Raw genomic sequence first — 6,627 nt, forward strand, 5'->3', positions numbered from 1 at the left:
GAGGTAATCAAAAATAAATAATTATTCTTGAGGAAAGTTATTGCTTAAATTTATCCAATCACGTACGCTGAGATTTTCTGCTCTACTTTGAGGATTAATTGCTAATTTTTCTAATAAAGTTGTTAGCTCTTCTATCGATCTTAAACTTTTTAAATTATTTCTCAACATCTTGCGACGTTTACCAAAACCTAGCTTAATTAACGTGCCTAAAAGCTGAGGATTATCAGCAGGATTATCAATTATTTTAGGACGTAGTTTAACCACTACGGAATCAATCTTGGGCGGTGGAGAAAATGCTTTAGCAGGAACATCACAAACTAAATCACAATGAGCTAAATATTGCATCCTAACTGATAACGCACTGTAAGCTTTTGTGGCTGGTTTTGCTACTAAGCGATCGCCTACTTCTTTTTGAATTAATAATACAATAGATTCATAATTACCTACGGTTGGTCGATAAATTGTGCCGAAAAGTTTCTCTAAAATTAAACCAGTAATATTATAAGGAATATTGGCAACAACTTTATTATGATTTTGAAACTTCGGAAAAGATTTTAAGGCTTCTGTAACATCTAAATTGAGAAAATCTCCTTGAAGTAAGAGAAAATTATCTAATTCACCAAACTTCCGCACTAACTTTTTGCACAAATTGCGGTCTATCTCTACAGAAGTAACCGCTTCAGATTCTTCTAATAAACGGCTGGTTAAAATTCCTGTACCTGCGCCTATTTCCAAAACGCGATCTCTGGGATTTAATTCGGCTGCTGCGACTATTCTCGCTAAAGCTTTTTCGCTTTTTAGCCAATGCTGACCGAATCTTTTTAAAGGTCGATAATTAGGTCTTTTTTTTTGGCTATTTTCTGAAATCATAAAAAACTATTAATAGTAAATTCTGTTCGTGTAGGTTGCTAAAGTGTCTCACTGTTCACACCTACCTAACTAAATATCATCTTTGGCAATCATTAATTGATTTGATATGTTAAGTTAGCTTAACTACTCAACGAACAAATAAAAATTCTTACTCAATAAAAGCTAATAAATAACGGCTTTACCTAGCTAAAATTCTGAGAATTAGGCATCAAGCTAGCTTTTTGACGAAACATTTCCCTCAGCACAGAAGCAGGGTCAATATAGCTACCATTATGTTTCAAAACCCAATGTAAATGAGGGCCTGTGGTGCGTCCTGTCATACCAATACGACCAATTCTAGTTCCTGCTGCAATTTCTTGTCCTTGAGCAAGTTGAATTCCCGCTCCAGCATCTACTATTAAACGGTTCTGTCCAGAGGTTTCTACGTGTCCTTTTAAGTGACAATAAACGTGTTCCCAAGTACCAGACTTGACTATAACGTGAGTTCCGCAAGCATTATCTTGACTAACTTTAACAATTTTGCCACTCCACCAACTACGAACATAACTACCAAGAGGTGCAGCTAGATCTAATCCATTGTGGAATTGTACTTCGCCAGTTACAGGAGAGCGACGATAACCAAATGGAGATGTGTAGGACTGAAAATTTTCGAGAGGAAAAAACCCATTTTGCCACATTGTACTGGCAATTTCTGTAGGGTAGACTTCTGCTGCTGGCACATTAGAAGCTTTTAGAGTACTAGATTTTAGCTGAGAAATACCCAAAAAACAGGCGCAACTAATGATTAGTATTATGGTCAGACGATACCATTTAAATTTAAAGTACATATATTTGTAGATTGTCGTGTTTTACAGAAAGACATCACTCAAAGACTCAGCCTTTTTATTGTTATATATAAAGACTAATTTATTTATGCAGTAATACTTGGTAAAAATAAATAGCGTTCCCATTGTCATGAAACACTCTCAATATCTTATCAGAATATTTTCTCTGTTCAAAAATTACTGGGTATTATTACCCTGATAGGAGGTGCTTATGACAAACAATCTTTGTTAAAATTCTTCCATGATTGTGAAAATTTACTTAGTATATATCAATTTTAGATAAATGATTCGAGATATATTCCCTTTTTTCTTTCCATTTGATAAAATAGCGATCGCTGGTTGTTGTCTCTGGTCTTTAGCTCTTTACATTGTGCTTTCTGGTTTAAAAGATTGGATTACCGAACAATTCTCTAGATGGTTAAACTTTGCAGATCGTTCCTTCTATACTTCGGTAGAGGAGTTTGAAGAGACTCGCGACACTAGAGAGTCTCAAAACGCTTTCTACGCTTCTGTAATGAGTATTGTTCCTTTCTTCTTGTTAGGATTTTTGAGTAATTGGGGAATTGATGTTAGTTTGGGTAGCAGTTGGTCTATCAGTTTAGGCATTATGACCTGTATAGGAGCAGGAGTTTATGCTCTTGGTCGTCAAGGTGGTTAATTGAATGATTAATGATTAGAAGTCAGTAATCTCTATTTGCAAGATAGTTATTAATTGGAACTTTAAAAAGGCTAATACGTCTAGTTGAGATAGTTTTATTTTGATATTTGTCTATGGGTAAAATATTTTCAAAAACTAAATTTGCTTCTGTTGTTGTTGCTATATTTACTACCACATTAAGCTTTAATAATTTAGCATTTGCAGCCGATCCTTTTCGGACAGAAAACTCCCGTGACTTAGGAGAACATACAGAAGAAGCTTTTGAAACTATCTTTTTATTTGGAGACTACAAAGGAGCAAAAAACCCATTACAATTAGCAGAACAAGAAGAGGCTAAAGAGCCTTTAGCTTATGCTTTACTCGCTTCGTTAGCCTATACTGAAAAAGACTGGGAAACCCTCAAAGCTTATGCTTTAAAAACATTACAAGCTGCGGAATCTTTAAGCACAACCGATCCTTTAAGAAGTAATCTTTATCAAGCTGTAGGTCACTTTATGGAAGGTGCTTATCTTTATGAAGAAGAAGGTGCCGTTAGTGCCATTCAAAAATTACAGTTAGTTTTCAAGTATTTTGATGCAGCAGAAGACATCGAACCTGATGACCCAGAATTAAATCTAATTAAAGGTTATGTTGATTTACTATTAGCAGTTAATTTACCTTTTTCTAGTCCCGAACAGGCGATTGCTAGATTCGAGAAATACGCTTCTCCTGACTATTTAGTGGACAGAGGAATTGCCGTTGCTTATCGCGATCTTAAAGATTATAATAAAGCCTTAGAATCAGTCAATCAAGCTCTAGAAATTGCTCCTGACAATCCTGAAAACTACTATTTAAAAGGACAAATTCTGCGGAAAATTGGTAAAAAGAATCAAGATATTTCTATCTTAGAAGAAGCCTTAGAACATTTTTCTCAAGCAGCTAGTAAAGAAGCACAATTACCTAGTTTTATTGTTACACCTCTCAAAAGAGAAATGCGTCAAACCCAAGAAAAAATTGACGAAATTAAAGCGGCAAAAGCTAGTAGATAATCAAGCAGTCGATGTGTAATTAATATTAATTGCAATACTAATTACACACAGGAAAAATAACCAAATTTGTCACCACTGATTCCGATTACTCTATCACCTTAATAGGTCCTTTCGTACTAGCACTGAAAAATTGCCTTACCAGAGGATTATCAGTAGTATCAATTTCTTCAACACTTCCTGTCCACTGAATTTTTCCTCCATAGAGAAAGATCACGCGGTCAGCAGTGCGACGAATTGTACTGTCTTGGTGAGAGACCATCACATAAGTACCGCAACCTCTATCCGTGCATTGTAGCTCACGTACCAAGTCTTCGATTACTGTAGAAGCAATCGGGTCTAGACCTGCGGTAGGTTCATCATAGAGGACAACTTCTGGTCTACTCGCTTCATCTTTAGGATTAGACATAATAGCGCGAGCAAAACTAACTCTTTTACGCATCCCTCCTGAAAGTTCCGCAGGAAAGCGATCGCCTGTATTACCCAACCCCACCATATCTAATTTTTCTCTGACTAATTCTTTAATCTCTTGGTATGACAAATCAGAGTGTTGATAAAGAGAGAAACCCACATTTTCCGCTACAGTTAAAGAGTCAAATAAAGCTGCTTGTTGAAATACCATACTAATACCAAGAGGGTCTTCTCCATCTTCAATCAAGCCTTTTCTTTTTTGACCACTAATGTAAATACTCCCTTTGTCTAAAGGCAATAAACCAGCGATAATCCTTAAAATAGTTGATTTTCCCGTACCAGAAGGACCAATAAGAACTAAAGCATCTCCACGGTAGATATCCAAGTCTACATTATCGAGAATAATATTATTCCCAAAAGATTTAGAAACGCCGACAAGTCTAATTAAAGGCTCTTTCTGTTTTTCACTTAACATTTATCATTTCATCATTAACCACATATTTTTTTATTTTAGGTTCAATGGCTGATAGAAGCTGCAAATTCACTATCAACTATCAACTATCAACCATCAACCATTAACTATTCATCTTCTTCTAAACCAAAAACTCGCGCTACAGATTTTGCTACTTTGTAACCAGAATCTATTGATTCTAGGGGGTCTTTACGCAGGCGGTGACGCAAACAAAGAACAATTACGCGACGGATATCATCCACTGTAACCTCTGTTCTACCTTCAAAAGCAGCGATCGCCTTAGCTGCGCGGTTAGTGACAATATCTCCCCGTAAACCATCAACATCTAATTCGGAGCAAATTTCCGAAATTTTAATTCGTAAATCGTAATCGAGAGTAACTTGAGGTAGCAATTGCTGTGCTTGAACAATTTTTTCCTGTAAAGCTTTTTGTTCTTCTTGGTGTTTAGCAGTGTAATCTTGAGGATTACCGTCAAATTCGGCTCTTTGTTCGACAATTTGCACTCTGAGGTTGGGTTCTTTAACAGTATGGATTTCAGCGTGCATTCCAAAGCGATCGAGTAGCTGAGGGCGCAATTCTCCTTCTTCGGGGTTTCCAGAGCCTACCATAACGAACTGTGCGGGGTGTCGAATCGAAATACCTTCTCTTTCTACAGTGTTCCAGCCACCAGCAGCCGAATCAAGCAGCACATCAACCAAGTGATCGTCTAAAAGGTTAACCTCGTCTACATAGAGAATACCGCGATTTGCTTTAGCTAATAACCCTGGTTCAAAAGCTTTAACCCCTTCAGACAAAGCTTTTTCAATATCGATTGTGCCACAAACCCGATCTTCTGTAGCACCCAACGGTAAATCTACCATCTGGACTTTCTTTTTCACAATTTCCAAAGGAATTTGCTGTTGTACCTTTTCTTTGACCTCATTACTCATCAAATCGGGGTCTTGAGGATCGCTATTAAAAGGATCGCCAGCTACCACATCAATTTCGGGTAACAAATCAGCCAAAGCGCGAATCGCAGTGGATTTTCCCGTTCCGCGATCGCCCATAATCATTACGCCACCAATTTTAGGATCGATGACATTCAGAATCAGAGATAGTTTCATCTCTTCCTGACCCACAATAGCGGTAAAAGGAAATACTACTCGTCCTGTTTTCGGAGGTGCTTGGAGTGTTGCAGTCATATCAGTTTTTTCTTATCTATATTGTAATGATGACAATAAATAATGTTTCGCTGTTAATCGATTATTAAGGACTTTCTTGAGAAACGTATTTAATTGTGCCACGTTTCGACCTCTTGGGGAGTAACAGGTCTTTGGCAATTTCTTCCATCTAGATCGAGTCTGTATCCTTACTTTAAATCAAATTTCTCCTGTTCGACCATCACATTTAACGTATTTAAGCAAACCTGATATTACGTCTCGCTAAGATTAAGAATGAAGACGAACTGAGTTATCGCAGCCATGAGTACAGACACTATCAATCTTGATTCTCCGCTTCAGTTAGCCATTAACTTAACTGACGAACAATTTTGGCAACTTTGTCAACGCAATCGCGACTATCGCTTTGAAGCCAATTCCCAAGGAGATTTAATTATTATGCCACCTACAGGCAGTGATACAGGTAGACGAAACATTAAAATAACCACTCAATTAGAAATTTGGAATAGCAAACACAAATTAGGAATTGCTTTTGATTCTTCTACAGGTTTTACATTACCTAATGGTGCAAAACGTTCTCCTGATGCTTCTTGGATAAAATTAGCTCGCTGGAATAATTTAACCACTGAAGAACAAGAAAAATTTGCGCCTATTTGCCCTGATTTTGTAGTAGAGTTACGTTCTAAAACAGATGCTTTAAAACCATTACAAGAAAAGATGCAGGAATACCTAGATAATGGTGCAAAATTAGGCTGGCTAATAGATAGGCAAAATCAACAAGTAGAAATCTATCGCACTAATCAACCAGTGGAAATTATCAAGTCTCCATCCAGCCTTTCAGGAGAAAATATTTTACCTAATTTTATTTTAGATTTAACAGAGATTTTGTAGTTAGAATTAATCATTTTGCTTACTCGACTACTAAAAAAATTATTATCTAGACAGCCTAGCTATTTATAAATACAGCTTGAGATAATTAAAGGGTAGGGTGGGCATTGCCCACCCTACTCGCAATTAAAATAATCTTAGCGATCTTGAATTAGATATTTATAACATCTGGAAATAATCATCTTTATGTCTTATCAAAACAAACAAATATCATCTTGCTTAGTTATTGGTGGTGGTATTTCAGGCTTAATTATTGCCAGTATCTTACAGCGCAATGGTATTAAAGTAACAGTTTTAGATAAAGGTAGGGGTATCGGCGGAA

8 protein-coding genes are annotated in these 6,627 nt (G+C 36.6%); 4 read left to right on the top strand and 4 right to left on the bottom strand.

The features are described 5' to 3' along the window. Positions 1 to 21: 21 nt before the first annotated feature. Both rsmA and H1P_RS12915 read right to left on the bottom strand, forming a co-directional pair. A complete protein-coding gene (gene rsmA, locus H1P_RS12910) occupies positions 22 to 870 on the bottom strand; it encodes a 16S rRNA (adenine(1518)-N(6)/adenine(1519)-N(6))-dimethyltransferase RsmA (protein WP_144867698.1) in 849 nt (282 codons plus the stop codon). A 182-nt stretch (positions 871 to 1,052) separates the two neighbouring features. Beyond that, positions 1,053 to 1,697: a M23 family metallopeptidase gene (locus tag H1P_RS12915; protein WP_144867701.1), complete on the bottom strand. Its 645-nt coding sequence runs from the start codon at positions 1,695 to 1,697 to the stop codon at positions 1,053 to 1,055. Positions 1,698 to 1,977: 280 nt separating this feature from the next. Between H1P_RS12915 and H1P_RS12920 the strand changes: the two genes are divergently transcribed. Then, the gene (locus H1P_RS12920; protein WP_144867703.1) at positions 1,978 to 2,352 is read left to right on the top strand and encodes a hypothetical protein; all 375 of its coding nucleotides are present in this window, start codon (positions 1,978 to 1,980) and stop codon (positions 2,350 to 2,352) included. Positions 2,353 to 2,465: 113 nt separating this feature from the next. Further along, positions 2,466 to 3,380, top strand: a complete 915-nt coding sequence (locus H1P_RS12925) for a Sll0314/Alr1548 family TPR repeat-containing protein (RefSeq protein WP_144867705.1) — start codon at positions 2,466 to 2,468, stop codon at positions 3,378 to 3,380. An 85-nt stretch (positions 3,381 to 3,465) separates the two neighbouring features. Here the strand turns inward: H1P_RS12925 and H1P_RS12930 are convergent, their stop codons facing one another. Both H1P_RS12930 and bchI read right to left on the bottom strand, forming a co-directional pair. After that, positions 3,466 to 4,263 carry an ABC transporter ATP-binding protein gene (locus H1P_RS12930; protein WP_144867707.1) on the bottom strand — a complete coding sequence of 266 codons (798 nt, stop codon included), beginning with the start codon at positions 4,261 to 4,263 and terminating at the stop codon, positions 3,466 to 3,468. Between the two features lie 104 nt (positions 4,264 to 4,367). Next, entirely contained in the window at positions 4,368 to 5,441 is a 1,074-nt protein-coding gene (bchI, locus tag H1P_RS12935) for a magnesium chelatase ATPase subunit I (protein WP_144867709.1), read from the bottom strand. Between the two features lie 279 nt (positions 5,442 to 5,720). Here bchI and H1P_RS12940 point away from each other — a divergent pair, with 279 nt between their 5' ends. Together H1P_RS12940 and H1P_RS12945 are read left to right on the top strand one after the other, a co-directional pair. Then, positions 5,721 to 6,308, top strand: a complete 588-nt coding sequence (locus H1P_RS12940) for a Uma2 family endonuclease (RefSeq protein ID WP_144867711.1) — start codon at positions 5,721 to 5,723, stop codon at positions 6,306 to 6,308. 183 nt (positions 6,309 to 6,491) lie between these two features. Then, positions 6,492 to 6,627: FAD-dependent oxidoreductase (locus H1P_RS12945; RefSeq protein ID WP_144867713.1), on the top strand; the 136-nt coding region annotated here is incomplete at its 3' end.

The organism is Hyella patelloides LEGE 07179, from assembly GCF_900659865.1.
Lineage (GTDB): Bacteria > Cyanobacteriota > Cyanobacteriia > Cyanobacteriales > Xenococcaceae > Hyella > Hyella patelloides.